General features: G+C 63.8%; 13 protein-coding genes and 1 pseudogene. 7 read left to right on the top strand and 7 right to left on the bottom strand.

Going from position 1 to position 14,970, the window contains the following annotated elements; genetic code table 11:
- Nucleotides 1-419: 419 nt before the first annotated feature.
- Nucleotides 420-1,166, top strand: a pseudogene (locus CEW88_RS25310) (pectate lyase family protein); the annotation flags it as partial.
- 2,035 nt (nt 1,167-3,201) lie between these two features.
- On the opposite strand, the gene CEW88_RS14420 reads toward CEW88_RS25310, so the two are convergent.
- From CEW88_RS14420 to CEW88_RS14405, 4 genes are all read right to left on the bottom strand, one after another.
- Nucleotides 3,202-4,524: a UDP-glucose dehydrogenase family protein gene (locus CEW88_RS14420; protein ID WP_108968286.1), complete on the bottom strand. Its 1,323-nt coding sequence runs from the start codon at nt 4,522-4,524 to the stop codon at nt 3,202-3,204.
- A 154-nt stretch (nt 4,525-4,678) separates the two neighbouring features.
- On the bottom strand, nt 4,679-5,650 hold the full coding sequence (locus CEW88_RS14415) for a nucleotidyltransferase family protein (RefSeq protein WP_108968284.1): 972 nt from the start codon (nt 5,648-5,650) through the stop codon (nt 4,679-4,681).
- A gap of 143 nt (nt 5,651-5,793) precedes the next feature.
- Nucleotides 5,794-6,714 carry a hypothetical protein gene (locus tag CEW88_RS14410; RefSeq protein ID WP_159099614.1) on the bottom strand — a complete coding sequence of 307 codons (921 nt, stop codon included), beginning with the start codon at nt 6,712-6,714 and terminating at the stop codon, nt 5,794-5,796.
- A gap of 219 nt (nt 6,715-6,933) precedes the next feature.
- Nucleotides 6,934-7,152: a hypothetical protein gene (locus CEW88_RS14405; protein ID WP_203594904.1), complete on the bottom strand. Its 219-nt coding sequence runs from the start codon at nt 7,150-7,152 to the stop codon at nt 6,934-6,936.
- A 579-nt stretch (nt 7,153-7,731) separates the two neighbouring features.
- On the opposite strand from CEW88_RS14405, the gene CEW88_RS14400 reads away from it, so the two are divergent.
- Entirely contained in the window at nt 7,732-8,793 is a 1,062-nt protein-coding gene (locus tag CEW88_RS14400) for an NAD-dependent epimerase/dehydratase family protein (RefSeq protein WP_108968280.1), read from the top strand.
- Between the two features lie 66 nt (nt 8,794-8,859).
- On the opposite strand, the gene CEW88_RS14395 is transcribed toward CEW88_RS14400, so the two are convergent.
- Nucleotides 8,860-9,267 (bottom strand): universal stress protein, encoded by a 408-nt coding sequence (locus tag CEW88_RS14395; RefSeq protein ID WP_108968278.1) that lies wholly within the window; start codon nt 9,265-9,267, stop codon nt 8,860-8,862.
- Between the two features lie 285 nt (nt 9,268-9,552).
- Between CEW88_RS14395 and CEW88_RS14390 the strand changes: the two genes are divergently transcribed.
- Nucleotides 9,553-10,248 (top strand): winged helix family transcriptional regulator, encoded by a 696-nt coding sequence (locus CEW88_RS14390; RefSeq protein WP_108968276.1) that lies wholly within the window; start codon nt 9,553-9,555, stop codon nt 10,246-10,248.
- A 25-nt stretch (nt 10,249-10,273) separates the two neighbouring features.
- Here CEW88_RS14390 and CEW88_RS14385 read toward each other — a convergent pair whose 3' ends face one another.
- Nucleotides 10,274-10,591 (bottom strand): antibiotic biosynthesis monooxygenase family protein, encoded by a 318-nt coding sequence (locus tag CEW88_RS14385; RefSeq protein WP_095883755.1) that lies wholly within the window; start codon nt 10,589-10,591, stop codon nt 10,274-10,276.
- Nucleotides 10,592-10,793: 202 nt separating this feature from the next.
- Here CEW88_RS14385 and CEW88_RS14380 point away from each other — a divergent pair, with 202 nt between their 5' ends.
- The 4 genes from CEW88_RS14380 (at nt 10,794) to CEW88_RS14365 (ending at nt 14,290) form a co-directional block, all read left to right on the top strand.
- The gene (locus CEW88_RS14380) at nt 10,794-11,498 is read left to right on the top strand and encodes a DUF484 family protein (RefSeq protein ID WP_095883756.1); all 705 of its coding nucleotides are present in this window, start codon (nt 10,794-10,796) and stop codon (nt 11,496-11,498) included.
- On the top strand, nt 11,495-12,421 hold the full coding sequence (locus tag CEW88_RS14375) for a tyrosine recombinase XerC (RefSeq protein WP_108968274.1): 927 nt from the start codon (nt 11,495-11,497) through the stop codon (nt 12,419-12,421). The genes CEW88_RS14380 and CEW88_RS14375 overlap by 4 nt, the downstream gene beginning before the upstream one ends.
- Nucleotides 12,422-12,458: 37 nt before the next feature.
- Nucleotides 12,459-13,088, top strand: a complete 630-nt coding sequence (locus CEW88_RS14370; protein WP_108968272.1) for a ribonuclease HII — start codon at nt 12,459-12,461, stop codon at nt 13,086-13,088.
- A gap of 89 nt (nt 13,089-13,177) precedes the next feature.
- On the top strand, nt 13,178-14,290 hold the full coding sequence (locus CEW88_RS14365; RefSeq protein ID WP_108968270.1) for a site-specific DNA-methyltransferase: 1,113 nt from the start codon (nt 13,178-13,180) through the stop codon (nt 14,288-14,290).
- A gap of 134 nt (nt 14,291-14,424) precedes the next feature.
- Here the strand turns inward: CEW88_RS14365 and CEW88_RS14360 are convergent, their stop codons facing one another.
- Nucleotides 14,425-14,967 (bottom strand): cytochrome b, encoded by a 543-nt coding sequence (locus CEW88_RS14360; protein WP_108968269.1) that lies wholly within the window; start codon nt 14,965-14,967, stop codon nt 14,425-14,427.
- Nucleotides 14,968-14,970: the final 3 nt, after the last annotated feature.

Genomic DNA, 14,970 nt, shown 5'->3' with positions numbered 1-14,970 from the left:
GCAGCCGGCTTGCACCGAACAGCGCAAACTCAAGATCTGCCCATTTTTTGGGCAAAGAATCCTCGGCAAAAACCTGCCTTTCCGGAGGCGAGACAAATCCTGTCCATTGTAGATCTATGACTTAACGTTAACGTACAAATTGCGTTGAAACTTAACTAACTACAGCGTTTCGCGATCCGGCTCACCCCCTCCGTGTGCCCCATTGTCGCCTTAATTCCAATTTCCCTGCCCCTTTTGAACCGACAGAGCGCGCGGCCCGGCGATCTTTCACCGACGCCGAGTCGGCGGATTCTCACCCAATACCCCAAGGTAAAGTTGCAGACAGAATGCGTCCCGAGCGCTCCGCGAGTATCCGATAGCCACCGCAAAGGAACTACTCGCACACTACATAAAGCAACTAATCGGGACTAAGTCACATAATGGTGGACAAGAATTCAGAGCTTCTCGCGTTTGAGGGAGCGCAGGGGTTTGGTGCAAGCGCAACTGGTGGCCGTGGTGGTGAAATTGTTAAAGTTACAAATCTGAACGACTCCGGGGAAGGTTCGCTTCGCTGGGCTCTGGAAGATCTCGACGGGCCGCGCATTGTGGTTTTCGAAGTTGGCGGACAAATCGATCTGACCAGCCACATCGAAATTAACGGCGACGTCACGTTGGCCGGGCAGACTGCGCCCGGGGGGATCACCGTGACCGGCGCCCGTCTACGGGTTGTTGAAAGCAACGTGATCATCCGTGGCATGACCGTGCGTCCGGGGGACGATCCCGACGGGCAGAACCCAGATGACCGCGACGGCATTTCGATCGGCAAGGCCGGCAACACGGTCGAGCACGTCATTCTGGACAGCAACTCGATCAGCTGGTCGATCGACGAGAACGTCGCGACCTGGGGCTCGCCGAGCAACATCACGATCTCGAACAACATCGTGGCCGAGGCGCTCAAGGAGTCGCTGCACCCGAAGGGTCAGCACAGCATGGGCATGCTGATCGGCGATCACAGCTCGAACGTCAGCGTCATCGGCAACCTGCTTGTCAGCAACAAGTTCCGCAACGCGCTGATCAAGGATGACGCGAAGAACATCGAGTTCATCAACAACGTCATCTACAACTACGGCAACGAAGGCCTCGTCGCGGCGGGCGCCTCGACGGTGCATGTGATCGGCAACACCTTCATCAAAGGCGAGGACTCCAGCGGTCGCGAAGCCATCCGCTTCATCGGTAGCACCGGCGAGGCCGCGTACTACGTGTCCGACAACGTCGGCGAGATCGGCGGCGAGAACACCTCGCAGATCGAAAAGAACTTCGTCTTCGACCCGGCCACGACCGAGGTGATGTCGGCGGCCGAAGCCCTCGACTGGATCCTCGCGAACGCCGGCGCGCGCGTCAACGGCGAGCTGAGCGACATCGACCAGCGCATTATCGACAGCGTGATCAATGAATCCAGCAAGCTGATCGACTCGCCGGATGATGTTGGCGGTTACGGCAAGCACACGCCCGTCGACGCGCTGAAGGACAGCGACGGCGATGGCATTCCCGACCATTACGAGAAGATCATCGGCTCCAACTCCAGCGTCGCGGACGCCAACAAGGATGCTGACGGTGACGGCTTCTCGAACATCGAGGACTACATCAACGGCCTGCTCGACGGCTTCTCCGATACGGTCACCGAGGGCGACGATATCGGCGGCGACATCTCCGACGTCACCGACGGCTCGGATGAGACCACCATCGTGGGCGGCGGCGATTCCACCGGCTCTTCCGTCGGCACCGTGATCACCGTCGAGGCGGAAGATCTCGTGCTCACCGAAGGCTGGGCGACCAAGTCGCTGTCCGGCTCCTCGGGCGGCAAAGTGATCCAGAACGAGAGCGGCGAGCTGCAGAGCGCCTCGCTGGCCTTCGACGGCGACGCCGGGGTCTACAGCCTCACCGTCAACTACTACGACGAGAACGACGGCGTGAGCACGCTGGCGGTCCTCGTCAACGGCGAGCAGGTCGCAACCTGGGACTGGAACCAGGAGCTGGGCAGCGCGCTGGCCAACAAGACCACCCTCACCTCGAAGGTGATCGAGGGTCTCGAGCTCAAGGAAGGTGACGTCGTCACCCTGCAGGGCCAGCACGATCGCAGCGAGCCGCTGCGCATCGACACCGTCAGCCTCGAGATGACTGCCGAGATCGAGGACTCGCTCGTCGACACCGGAACTGGAACCGGCCCTGAAGTCGGCACCGGCAACATCGACGCGATCGGCACGGTAATCTCTGTCGAGGCCGAAGACCTCGAGCTCACCGACGGATGGGTGGTCAAGTCGCTGTCCGGCTCCTCGAGTGGCAAGGTCATCCAGAACGAGAGCGGCGCGCTGCAGGATGCCTCGCTGGCCTTCGACGGCGACGCTGGGGTCTACAGCCTCACCGTCAACTACTACGATGAGAACGACGGCGTGAGCTCGCTGGCGGTCCTCGTCAACGGTGAAAAGGTCACGAGCTGGGATTGGGATGAGGATCTGGGCAGCGCCCTGGCCAACAAGACCACCCTCACCTCCAAGGTCATCGAGAACCTCGAGCTGAAAGAGGGGGACGTCGTCACGCTCCAAGGCCAGCACGATGGCCGCGAGCCGCTACGCATCGACACGGTCAGCCTCGAGATGACCGGCCTCAGCGACGGTTCCAGCGACGGTTCCAGCGAACAGGCCGCCAGCAGCTCCGGCGAATGGCTGTGGATGGAAGCAGAGACCTTCCAGTTCGACTCGACCGTCAAGAAGGGCTTCGGCGTCTCCGACATCGCGGCCGCCTCCGGTGGCCACGTGCTGAGCGCGCTTGGCAATGCCGAGGCAACGGCGACCTTCGACGGGGAAACCGGCACGTATGACATCGGCGTCGACTATTTCGACGAAACCGATGGCGTGTCCTACCTTGAGGTCAGCGTCAACGGCGAGGTCGTCGACTCCTGGCACTGGGATGCCGACCTCGGCGATCGCCTGGCGAACAAGAACACGCTCACCCGCCATGTCATCTCGGATGTCGAGATCGAAGCAGGCGACGAGATCGTGCTCGCGGGCCATGGCGACAGCGGCAACGAACCGCTGCGCATCGACGCGCTCGAGTTCATGCCGAGCGACAGCATTCTAGGCTGAGCCTCAGCGCTCTGACCGGAAAACCCTTGATCGGGCGGCGCAGGACATGCGCCGCCCGATTTGCGTTTCCGGCCTGACTTCAGGCCGTCGCGGGATCGCCGCGGCCAACGCTCTCGTAATCGCTGAAGCCAGCGGCCAGAGCATCCTCGTAGGTGTAGATATTGCGCAGATCGGCCATGCGGGGCGTTGCCATGCCCTTGGCCAGCGCCTGCAGATCGAGCGCGCGGAACTCGTTCCATTCGGTGAGGATGACCAGCAGGTCGGCGTCCTTGGCGGCGGCATAGGGATCATCCTCCCAAGCCACGCCCGGCAGCAGCGCCTCACCCTCACGCTTGCCCTGCGGGTCGACCACCGAGACCGAAGCCCCACCGCCCACCAGCGCCGGCACGATGGTCAGCGAGGGCGCGTCGCGCATGTCGTCGGTGTTGGGCTTGAAGGTGACGCCGAGCACGGCGACCTTCTTGCCGTTGAAGCTGCCACCGCAGAGGTCGAGCAGCTTGTCGGTCATCCGCCGCTTGGTGTCCTCATTGACCTTGATCACCGTCTCGACGATGGAGATCGGCGCGGCATGTTCCTGGCCGATACGGGCCAGCGCCTTGGTATCTTTCGGGAAACACGAGCCGCCGTAGCCCGGCCCGGCGTGCAGGAACTTGTTGCCGATGCGCCCGTCGAGCCCCATGCCCTTGGACACGCTCTTCACGTCCGCGCCGACCTTCTCGCAGAGCGCGGCGATCTCGTTGATGAAGGTGATCTTCGTCGCGAGAAAGGCGTTGGCGGCGTATTTGATCATCTCGGCGGACTCGAGGTCGGTGGTGACGATCGGGAAATCGCGCAGGTAGAGCGGGCGGTAGATGTCTTCCATGACCTTGGCGGCGCGGTCATTCTCGACGCCGACCACGACCCGGTCGGGCTTCATGAAATCGTCGATCGCCGCACCTTCGCGCAGGAACTCGGGATTCGAGGCCACGTCGAAGTCGAGCGCGGGATTGGCGGCGGCGACCACCTCCTGCACCTTGCGGTTGGTGCCGACAGGGACGGTCGATTTCGTGACCACGACGATGTAGTGATCGGCGGCCTTGGCGATCTCCTCGGCGGCGGCCATCACGTAGGTGAGATCCGCATGGCCATCGCCGCGCCGCGTGGGCGTGCCAACCGCGATGAACACCGCCTCGGCACCGTCGATGGCCGCGTGCAGGTCGAGGGTGAACGACAGCCGCCCCGCCTCGACGTTCTTGGCCATGAGCGTGTCCAGCCCCGGCTCGTAGATCGGCACCTCGCCGCGCTCGAGCATCTCGATCTTGCGCGGGTCCTTGTCGACGCAAACCACCTCGTGACCGAAGTCGGAGAAACACACGCCCGAGACAAGGCCCACGTAACCGGTGCCGATAATGGCAATCTTCATCGCAACAATCCTCAGAAAAGCAATAACAATGAGCATGATGTACCGCCCTCAAGGCACAACTCAAAGCAGATTCGCTTTGCTGTGCCTGCTGGCGGCCTCATGAGGGGAGGAAGTGGTGCCAGACGGGCAGGCACCAGCCGTATGGCTGTATTGGTCAATGCCTTTTCAGCCGGGAGTAGATCGGTTTCACCACGGCCCATTCCAGATCGGCCAGGCGGGGATGGCGTGCCTTGATCAGGCGGCGCCGGTGAAGAGCCCGTGTTGCAAGATCCGGCTGTACTCCCTGCGGAAGTGGCAGGCCGAAGAGTTCCTGCAGCATGAGCAACTGCAGATCGAAGGCGAGGCGGAAGCCGCGGTCTCGGCGCAGCCAGAGCAGCCAGGGCCAGTCGAGCGCGCCGCCCTCGTTGCGGAGCAGTGCGCGGAGCGGCAGGAGGTAGCGCAAACTGATACCCCCGCGCGCGAGGCCGGTGTGATGCAGCATGTCGTGGCTGATGTTGATCAGCAGGCGCATGGACGCATCAGGAATGTAAAACCGCAGCCCATCGCGGCTGCGCAGCTCGCGCCGGCCCAGCCAATCGCCCTCGGACAGGAAGCGCCCGATGTCCGATTGCAGACCGGCATGCAGATCGAGCGTGCCGACGTACCCCGCCTTCCAGAAGCTGCCGGGGGAATGCGCGTATTCGCTGTCTTCGATCCGCTCGAACCCCTCCTGCGTCAGCAGCTGCTGCGCGCGGGCGATCTCGCTGGGCTCGACCAGGAGATCGACGTCGATCATCAGCCTGTAGAATTGCGCGGGATCGTTCTGGAGCGCCATCTCGCTGGCGCCCTTGATGAGGGTCGGCACGATGCCCTCGGCGTTGAGCAGGCCCGTGCATTCCATCACCATGGCCCAGAGATTTCCATTCCGCCGACAATTGAGGGAATCGAGTTCTCCGAGATAGGCCATCGCCTCGGGTTCGGCGGCCGGTACATCGTCCTGGCGCAGCCTTTGAAACAGGGCCGGGGTGACAAACTCGTCGTTCGCCGTTCCGATCAGCCCCGGCCAATCCGGCACATGCCCGAGGTCGCCGCAGAGCGCACGACCGAGATGTTCCAGCGGGGAGGACGCTGCGACGCCTGCTTTCATGTGCCTGTCCCATTGCCGTTATAAATTGGCGCAACGCGATTGAAAAAAACCGCAGTAAATTGAAATCGAATTCTTAAAAATCACTTATCAACAATCATTTTCAACAGAAATTCCAAGTAGTTCATACCCCCTTCGCGGTCCGGTCATCCCTCTTCGCAGAAGCGGGACACCTCGGTGAGGGCCCGCGGCAAATCCGAATAGATCAGCCGCCCGTAGCGCGCGCCATTCAGGCAACCCGCCATGGCCTCGAAGACCTCGGGCGACATCGCCTCCTCGCCGGACCAGGCGGCCCCGAGCAGCACCGAGAAGGTCTCGGCAAGCGACAGCTCCGAGACCGAGGCCGGGCCGTCCGGCTGTCGGTCAAGTTTCAGCACCCAGCCGACGTCCTTCCAGCCGGCCTCAGCCGACAGGCCGAGGTAACGCACGCTCAGCGCATCCGGGCGCAAGTGCTGCCCGGCGTCCTGAATCTCGGCCCGGCGGTGGTCGAGCAACGACCACGATCCTTCCTTGAGCGTCACCGGGAACGGCAGGGCCGAGGCCTCGCCGCTTTGCGAAAGCAGCACGATGTCATCGCTCAGCAGGGCAAATCCGGCGCCTTCTAGCGCGGTCGCAAGCGTGCTCTTGCCCGCCCCCGCGTCGCCCAGCAGCAGCAGGCATCGCCCATCCCTACCGAGCTGCGCGGCGTGCAGCATGATGTATTGCGTATGATCAAAGAGGGTCTCGGTCATCTTGATCTTGAGCAGGGGCACCGCCTCGTGCGGCGCCACCCACTCCATGTCCCCATCGCGGCGCGCGATCCCGATGCGGTCTCCGTCGCGCTGCACCACCAGATGCGCATCGCCCCGTCGGGGCGCCACGGCCAGATGGGCGAAGCAGGGCATGAGCTCCGTGCGCAGGGCGTCATCCTCGAAGGCCACCACGACATGAACGCCGGCCAAATCCAGCGTTTCGGAACAGCCGACCCGTGCCGGGCCGCTGGTGGTCGCAAGCGGCTCGAGCGCGCCGATCTGCATCAGGTCCAGAAGAATGCCGCCACCTGTTTCGGCAGCGGCATCCAATGTCACGGACGCAACGCCAAGTTCAAACCCTGCCCAAGCCTCGGCCACCGGGGGAGTGGCCGAAAACAGAAGTTCCTTCTCTGGGACCAAGAGAAGATGCTGACGGTTCACTTGCGCCAGCGTGACCCCTGCAGCGGGGAGGACAAAAAGGGTTTCACTCAACAAATTACGTCTTCTCAAAAATGAAGAAAATCAGGAAGCCGGGTAAACAAACGCCGGGCCGGCTTAATGCGAGCCGTATCTCTTCTTCATCTTGTACTTGCGACCGGGTTTGCAGTTCACGCCGCCCGAACGGAAGATGCCGCCGGCATTTGCCTGCATCGAGGTCGACAGCAGCGCGGTCACAGCCAGCGGCGTCACCGCTGCATATTTCCCGGCCTTGCCCAGCAATTCACGACGGCCAGGAGACTCGAGAGAGTCCCCCATGGGGGTCTTGTCAGTCATTCTAAAAACTCCTTTCTCCAATGATTCGAACTATAGCGCAGCCGGTTGGTTGTGCCAATTATCTTTAAGGCTGCGTTAACCGAGGCTGCACACACACTTCACCGCGCGCCGACGCGAGCGCTGCGGGATTATCTCCAGCCGGCGCGGCAAAGCCGTTTCGTTGCAAGAGAATAGCCTACTGTAACAGTCCTATAAGACAGATCGGATCGTACGCGCTGCAGAGGTGGTGATGCCCAAAAAATAGGCAAACCTCTGTTCTCCACTCTGGCAACATTTCGCGAACGCCCGGCCGGTCCGCCGCGCCGTCATGTTGCACGGCCCTTTAACCGGTTGTCCGCGCGCCAAGCGGCTCGCTCGAATCACCCTTTTCGTGCACTCTTCGCACTCCGCGAGGGGCCATTAGCGTCTCGCAAATCGATCGGGCGCGCGTAAGGCAAGTCGCCGCTGGAATAGGCCGGGACCGGCGGTGCACCGAGCAAAGCCGGCCTCAAAACAGAAAGCTCTTGCGTTGTGCGCAAGCTGCCCACAAGACAATAGATATTGATTTCTTAAAATATTTTTTTTTGTAGGAGTTCATTGATGCGCACGGCCTTGGTCACTGGCTCGTCAGGCTTTATCGGGTACCATCTGTGTCAACGACTGCTGCACGATGGGTTTCGCGTCGTAGGGGTCGACAATCTTTCCAACTATTATGACGTGGAGCTGAAACGGCGCAGACAGGCCCTACTACAGAAGCACGCTGATTTCTCAGTTCTCAACAGCGCCATCGAGACCAAAGGCTTGCTTGACGAGATTTTCGCGCGCGAGCGGCCCGACGTCGTCGTGCATCTGGCGGCGCAGGCGGGGGTGCGCCACTCGCTCGAGGATCCGCGCAGCTATCTCGAAAGCAACATGATGGGCACCTTCGAACTTCTCGAGGCGGCGCGTGCCTATCCGCCGTGCCACATGCTGCTGGCCTCGACCTCTTCTGTCTATGGCGCCAACAAGGAAATGCCCTACACCGAACCCGAGCGCACCGATCACCAGATGTCCTTCTACGCGGCAACCAAGAAGGCCACCGAGTGCATGGCGCACAGCTATGCGCATCTTTACGATCTGCCGACCACCATGTTCCGCTTCTTCACAGTCTACGGCCCTTGGGGCCGCCCGGACATGGCGCTTTTCAAGTTCACCAAGGCGATCCTCAGCGGCGCGCCGATCGACGTCTACAACCATGGACGGATGATGCGCGACTTCACCTATGTCACCGACCTTGTGCAGGGGATCCGGATGCTGATCGACGTGGTGCCCAAGCGGCCAGAGGGCGGCATCGTACCCGAGGGAGACTCGCTGTCCCCGGTCGCGCCGTGGCGGGTGATCAATATCGGCAATTCGCAGGCAGTCCCGCTCGGCGAGTTCATCGCCGCCATCGAGCGGGCCACCGGCCTCGAAGCTCGGCGCAATCCCATGTGCATGCAGCCCGGCGACGTGCCGGCGACCTGGGCCGATGCCTCGCTGCTGCACAGGCTGACCGGCTACCGCCCCGACACCGATCTCGCCAAGGGGGTGCAGGCCTTCGTCGACTGGTACCGCGATTACTACGGCACCAACGACTGGTCGCAGTCCTCGCTCGCCTCGGGCGATCTGCGGCGCATTTCCTAGCCGCGGTCCATACCCCCGCGCGGGCCGCCCCGTGGCGCCCGCGCAGCCTGTTTCCCTGCCCGTGCCTCAGCGCAGCACATGCACCGCGCAATGGGCGTGGCGCACGACCACCGCCGCGGTCGAGCCGAGCAGGTAATCGCTCATCGCCGGCTGGTGCGAGGCAATGACGATCAGGTCGCAAGCGTTCTCTTCGCCATATTCCAGAATAGACCGCCCAGAATGCCCATCGATCACGATGCCCTTGGCCCCCGGCACCTTCGCCGCCATGTCGCCGAGCTCCTTCTCCAGCGCGGCCCGGGACTGCGCGAGATAGTCCGGCGGCAGGTAGGTGACGGCATAGCCCGGGATGTGCTCCAGCACATGCAGCAAGGTGATCGTCGCGCCGGGCTCGGCAAGCGCCTTGGCGACCTCGAGGGATTTTTGCGCCTTCGAAGCACTGTCGAATGCGATCGGCACCAGAATGTTCTTGTACATGAAAGTCCTCCTTTCCTGACCTGACGGCATCATGGGCTCTTCGAAGGTATAGCGCCTTGATACAAATCATCCTCCCCGCCCCAAGCTGGCAACACATTTCGGGCACAATTGCACGCTACTCCTTGGAACGGGCCGCAGAACGCGCCGCCCTCCCCCGACGGATCCGCCCGGATCCACGGGAGGCCCCGGGTTTCCCGGCAGACCTGCAAGAATGGTCACCCTCGCCCCCAAGAGAACGGATTTTCCGCCGGGCCAGCGCCCGCGGTGCATAAGAGGAGCCTGCCCATGCGTTATCTGATTGCTGAAACCACCTGGAAGATGATGAGCCTCGGTCACGCCTTGGCGCAGACCGGCACGCTGCTGACCCGCTGCGAGGCCGCCGAGGACATCGAAGAGTTCCACCGCATCGGCGCGCACGACCTTCTGGTGATCGAGGCCAGCGTGCTGCGAAACCAGACCACGCTGACCCGTCTGCGCGAGCGGAATCCCGAGGTGCCGATCGCGGTCATCTCGCGAGAGTCGGACGGCGCGCAGATCGCCGCCTGGCTGATGGCTGGCGCCGACACCGTGCTGCCCTCCGAAGCCTCCCCCGAAGAAATCCTTGCCCGCCTCGGCGCAGTGGCGCGGCGCGCGCATGGCGTGTCGCTGCCCGTCAGCGATTGCGGCCCGCTGCGCTTCGACCTCGACAAACGCCGGGTGCATTTCGGCGCAACGACGCTCTCACTTTCGCCCAAACTCTACGAGATCCTCGAATTCCTCGCCCTGCGCCCCGGCCGCCTCGCCACACGCGAGACGCTGATGAACCACGTCTACGGCTTCGAGAACGAGCCGGCGCCGCGGGTCTTTGACGTCTACATGTGCAACCTGCGCGCCCATCTCGCCCCGGTCGAGGCAGCGCTCGCCATCGAGACGGTGCGCGGCGAGGGCTACCGGCTGCGCGTCTCCGAGCGCCGCGGCACCGCGCGCACGTTGGCTGCCTGAGCCCCCCTTGCGCGGGGTGGCAAGGTCAGTAGACCGCCGCCACCTCGTAGAGCACCGGCTCGAAGCTGCGGCACAGATCGTTGAACCGGCGGTTCCAGGCGCGCATCTCGGAGCTGCGCAGCATGGCAAGGAAATCCTCGCGCCGCTCCCATTGCGAGTAATTGGCGATCCGGGTCTGGGCGTCGTTCACGTGCAAGCCCGCCCCCACGAACCCCGGCTGCTTCGAGATAAAGGCATCATAGGCCTCTTCCAGCGCCTCGAGCAGGTCCTGGCAGGTGCCCGGGCTGGTCTCGAATGTGGTGACGACCGTCTGGGCGGAGCTGGGGTGGGTGATGGTGGGCATGAGATCCTCCTCCTGTGCCCCGTGCAGTCTGCCAGAAATCCCCGCGCCGCCAAAGCCTTCCCTTCGCCGCGCGGCGCGGTCATCACACCTCGCGGAAACACGCCGGTCGTCCAAGAAAGGGGGCGCAATCACGCGTTGGACCTGATAGGGTCTGCACAAAACACGGATCACCCGGAACAGGCACGGACAGACCGGAACAGGCATGAGCAGTCCCCGTATCGACGAGACGCTGCGCGAGCAGCTGCTCTCTCGCCCCGACATGATTCTCGATGATCGCGACCTGATGCAGGCGCTCATCGCGTCGAACGAACGCGCCATGGGCTCCAATATCGTGGACCTGCGCGGCATCGCCATGGAGCGGCTGGAGTCCCGCCTCGACCGGCTCGAGGACACCCACCGCAGCGTCATCGCGGCCGCCTACGAGAACCTCGCCGGCACCAACCAGATCCATCGCGCCATCCTGCGGATGCTCGATCCGGTGGCTTTCGAGCCCTTCCTGCGCGATCTCAACGGCGAGGTTGCCGCGATCCTGCGGGTTGACGTCATGCGGCTGGTGCTGGAAACCGGCCACCCCGACGACACCCGCGCCGTCAGCAAGCTCGGCGACGTGTTGTCTTTGGCCGAGCCCGGCTTCGTCTCGAGCTACCTCACCGAGCGCACCGACGCGCCGCTGCGGCAGGTTACCCTGCGCCAGCTCGGCGCCGGCGACACCCGCATCTTCGGACCGCGCGCTGACCTGATCCGCTCCGAGGCCTGCCTCAAGCTCGACTTCGGCCCGCGCCGCCTGCCCGGCCTGCTGGTCATGGGCTCCGAGGATCCGCAGATGTTCACGCCGCAGCAGGGCACCGATCTGCTCGCCTTCTTCGGCGGGGTCTTCGAGCGCACCATGCGGCGCTGGCTGTCGTGAGCCTCGCGCTCACACCCGCCGCGCGCGATGCGCTGCAGACTTGGCTGGAGCACGCCCGCGCGCTGAAGAACGCCTCGGAAAACACCATCACCGCCTATCGTGGCGACGTGGCCGAGTTCATCGCCTTCCAGACGATGCACCACGCCGAGCCGCAGGGGCTGAAGCCCCTGGCGCGGGTGACCACTCCGGACATGCGTGCGTTCCTCGCCCACCTGCATGGCAATGGCTGCGCCGCCCGCTCCATGGCGCGCAAGCTCTCGGCGGTGAAAAGCTTCTACCGCTGGCTCGCCGAGCGCGAGGGTTTCGAGCCCACCGCGGTGCTTTCGGCGCGGGCGCCCAAGTTCCAGAAAAAGCTGCCCCGTCCGCTCACCGAGGACGCCGCCCGCGCGATGATCGACACCGTCGAGATGCAGTCGCGCGAGGGCTGGGTCGGGGCGCGCGACGCGGCGGTGGTCACCCTGCTCTACGGCTGCGGCCTGCGGATCTCCGAAGCGCTGGGGCTGACTGGCGCCGACTGGCCGTTCGGCGAGTCGCTGCGCATTCTCGGCAAGGGCGGCAAGGAGCGCATCGTGCCCGTGCTCCCCGTGGCTCGCCGCGCGGTCGAGGTCTACCTGCGGCTCTGCCCCTTCGAGATCACCCCCGACAGCCCGCTTTTCCGGGGCGCCCGCGGCGGAAAGCTGAACCCCCGGCTGATCCAGTCGGTGACCGAAAAGGCACGCATGCAGCTTGGCCTGCCCGCCAGTGCCACGCCCCATGCCATGCGCCACAGCTTCGCCACGCACCTGCTGTCGGCCGGGGGCGACCTGCGCGCCATCCAGGAGCTGCTGGGCCACGCCTCTCTCTCGACCACCCAGGCCTACACCTCGGTCGACAGCGTGCACCTGATGAAGGTCTACGAGGCCACCCATCCCAAGGCGGGCTGAGCTTGCCCTGCTGCGCCCAAGGGCGCAGAACACCCGCATGACTGGACCTGATACATCTTTCGAGTCGCCCTTCTGGGCCAATGGCGCGCTGGTCGCCGGGGTGGATGAAGTCGGCCGCGGGCCGCTCGCCGGGCCGGTGGTCGCCGCCGCGGTGATCCTCGATCCGGCGCTGATCCCCCTCGGGCTCAACGACTCCAAGAAACTCACCCTCAAGCGCCGCGAGGCGCTCGAGCCGATCATCCGCGCACAAGCGCAGGTCGGCCTCGGCGTGGCCTCGGTCGAGGAGATCGACGAGATCAACATCCTGCAGGCCACCTACCTCGCCATGCGCCGTGCCGTTGCGGCACTGCCCACCGCCCCCGCGCATCTGCTGATCGACGGCAACCGCCTGCCGTCCGATCTGCCCTGCCCCGCGACGGCTGTGGTTAAGGGGGATGGTAAGTCTGTGAGTATCTCGGCTGCTTCGATCGTCGCGAAGATCTGGCGGGACGATTTGATGCGGGACTTGGCGCAACAGTATCCCCATTACGGCTGGGAAACGAACGCAGGGTACGGCTCCAAAAGACACATGGATGGCCTCCGAGATTTCGGTGTGACCCCACACCATAGAAGATCCTTCGCACCCATACACAATATCTTGTATCAAGACGCAAACGTAAGGTCCTGATTTAAAAAAACAAATTGACCCCGATTCGCTGTTCCCTCATTTTATCCCCAATCCAAGAGCGCAAAAATGCGCCGGGGCAGAGGCAGAGAATGACAGCAATGACGAAAACCAAGGGCGCAACTGCGCTCCCGCTCAACACGATTCTTTCCGGCGATTGCATCGAGCAGATGAATGCGCTGCCGGAGGCGTCGGTTGACCTGATCTTCGCGGATCCCCCCTACAACCTTCAGCTGAAGGGCGATCTGCACCGCCCCGACAACTCCCGCGTCGATGCCGTCGACGACCATTGGGACCAATTCGACAGCTTCGCCGTCTACGACCGCTTCACCCGCGAGTGGCTGAAGGCCGCCAAGCGGCTGCTGAAGCCGAACGGTGCGCTCTGGGTCATCGGCTCCTATCACAACATCTTCCGCGTCGGCGCGGCGCTGCAGGATGCGGGTTACTGGATCCTCAACGACGTCGTTTGGCGCAAGTCGAACCCGATGCCGAACTTCCGCGGCAAGCGCTTCACCAACGCCCATGAGACGATGATCTGGGCGTCGAAGAGCGAGGGCGCCAAGTACACCTTCAACTACGAGGCGCTGAAGGCGCTGAACGAAGGCGTGCAGATGCGCTCCGACTGGGTGCTGCCGATCTGCAACGGCGGCGAGCGGCTCAAGGACGCCAACGGCGACAAGGCGCACCCGACGCAGAAACCCGCCTCGCTGCTGCATCGCGTGCTGGTCGGCTCGACCAACCCCGGCGACGTGGTGCTCGACCCGTTCTTCGGCACCGGCACCACCGGCGCCGTCGCCAAGATGCTGGGCCGCGACTTCATCGGCATCGAGCGCGAGGCGGCCTACCGCGAGGTCGCCGAGAAGCGCATCGCCTCGATCCGCCCCTTCGACCGCTCGTCGCTGGAAGTGACCCGCGCCAAGCGCGCCGAGCCCCGCGTGCCCTTCGGCCAGGTGGTCGAGCGCGGCATGCTGAGCCCCGGAGAGATGCTGGTGTCCTCCTCGGGCAAGAGCGCCAAGGTGCGCGCCGATGGCACGCTGATCGGCGACGAAGTTAAGGGCTCTATCCACCAGGTCGGCGCCCAGCTCGAGGGCGCACCCTCGTGCAACGGTTGGACCTACTGGCACTTCAAGCGCGAGGGCAAGCTTGTGCCGATCGACGTGCTGCGCCAGCAGATCCGCGACGAGATGGCCGACCGCCCGAACTGAGTTTCAGAACAAGATAAAGGTTTCACGACCGCCGGTGCCTGCTTCGGCAGGCACGAACTTGCCCCGCCAGCGCACCCGCGCGGTGGGGCTTTTTCTGTCCCTTTATCAGTGATTTAGCTTCTTGCCGGAGCGGCTCAGCGCCGCCCCGCCATCTTCCTCAGCGTGCCGTCGCGCCAAAACCTCTCGTGCACGGCGACCATGGCGATATGTCCGACGATCAAGACTGCCAGCACCCAGCCCAGTTCGCCGTGCAGCAGTCCGGCAAGGCTCGTGGCCCATGCGATCTCAACCTCGCGCGGGGCAAAGACCTCGAACCCGAACGGCGCAAACCCCCGTGTTCCGCCCCAGGCGCGCAGCAGGGCCAGGGTGGGGATGGCAATCATCAACGCGTAGAGCAGCCCGTGGCCCGCTGCCGCCGCTTTGGCGAGCATCCCTGTGCCATGATCCGGGCGGCGCTTGCGGCTCGCCAGCGCCCACAGCACGCGGAACACCACCAGCCAGAAGATGACAAAGCCCACCGGCTGGTGCGTGCCGACGAAGAAGCCGACGAAATCATTGCGCCCGAAGATCAGCTTCAGCCCCATGCCGAGGAACTGCCAGAGGATCAGCACCGCCACCGCCCAGTGCAGCCCCCGCGAGACCGCGCCGTAGCGGTCAGAGCTGTCGAAAATCTGCATCGT

This window comes from Alloyangia pacifica (assembly GCF_003111685.1).
GTDB lineage: Bacteria > Pseudomonadota > Alphaproteobacteria > Rhodobacterales > Rhodobacteraceae > Salipiger > Salipiger pacificus_A.
This window is presented reverse-complemented; position numbering and strand designations above follow the sequence as displayed.

Excerpts from the sequence above, each read along its gene's own strand:
- CEW88_RS14420 (WP_108968286.1), bottom strand. The coding sequence starts at position 4,524 with ATGAAGATTGCCATTATCGGCACCGGTTACGTGGGCCTTGTCTCGGGC.
- CEW88_RS14415 (WP_108968284.1), bottom strand. The coding sequence starts at position 5,650 with ATGAAAGCAGGCGTCGCAGCGTCCTCCCCGCTGGAACATCTCGGTCGT.
- CEW88_RS14405 (WP_203594904.1), bottom strand. The coding sequence starts at position 7,152 with ATGACTGACAAGACCCCCATGGGGGACTCTCTCGAGTCTCCTGGCCGT.
- CEW88_RS14400 (WP_108968280.1), top strand. The coding sequence starts at position 7,732 with ATGCGCACGGCCTTGGTCACTGGCTCGTCAGGCTTTATCGGGTACCAT.
- CEW88_RS14395 (WP_108968278.1), bottom strand. The coding sequence starts at position 9,267 with ATGTACAAGAACATTCTGGTGCCGATCGCATTCGACAGTGCTTCGAAG.
- CEW88_RS14390 (WP_108968276.1), top strand. The coding sequence starts at position 9,553 with ATGCGTTATCTGATTGCTGAAACCACCTGGAAGATGATGAGCCTCGGT.
- CEW88_RS14385 (WP_095883755.1), bottom strand. The coding sequence starts at position 10,591 with ATGCCCACCATCACCCACCCCAGCTCCGCCCAGACGGTCGTCACCACA.
- CEW88_RS14380 (WP_095883756.1), top strand. The coding sequence starts at position 10,794 with ATGAGCAGTCCCCGTATCGACGAGACGCTGCGCGAGCAGCTGCTCTCT.
- CEW88_RS14370 (WP_108968272.1), top strand. The coding sequence starts at position 12,459 with ATGACTGGACCTGATACATCTTTCGAGTCGCCCTTCTGGGCCAATGGC.
- CEW88_RS14365 (WP_108968270.1), top strand. The coding sequence starts at position 13,178 with ATGACAGCAATGACGAAAACCAAGGGCGCAACTGCGCTCCCGCTCAAC.
- CEW88_RS14360 (WP_108968269.1), bottom strand. The coding sequence starts at position 14,967 with ATGCAGATTTTCGACAGCTCTGACCGCTACGGCGCGGTCTCGCGGGGG.